Consider the following 385-nt stretch of genomic DNA (forward strand, 5'->3'; position numbering starts at 1 on the left):
CTCTACTATCTGCGGCAGGTCTGGCCGAGTTTCGCGGCACTGCTGCTAGTGGGACTGGCGTCAGCCCTGATTGAAGTGTCGCTGTTCAGCTATCTGAGCCGCATTATCGATATGGTCAATCACTCCACGCCCGCCACCCTGTTTCGGGATAACTGGCCAATACTGCTGTGGATGGGGGCGGTGGCGCTGATTCTGCGGCCGATTTTTATCGCCCTGCACGACATGCTGGTACATCAAAGCATCAGCCCCAGCATGACCAGCATGATCCGCTGGCAGAATCACAACTACGTGCTGCGCCAGAGCCTCAATTTCTTCCAGAACGATTTCGCGGGTCGCATCGCCCAGCGCATTATGCTGACCGGCAGTTCACTGCGCGATTCCGCGG

The 385-nt window shown here is 57.7% G+C and carries 1 pseudogene; it reads left to right on the top strand.

Features of this window, described 5'->3' with window-relative positions:
- A pseudogene (locus tag JWG39_RS16245) lies at nucleotides 1-385 on the top strand (multidrug ABC transporter ATP-binding protein); the annotation flags it as partial.

The organism is Desulforhopalus vacuolatus (genome assembly GCF_016918505.1).
Lineage (GTDB): Bacteria > Desulfobacterota > Desulfobulbia > Desulfobulbales > Desulfocapsaceae > Desulforhopalus > Desulforhopalus vacuolatus.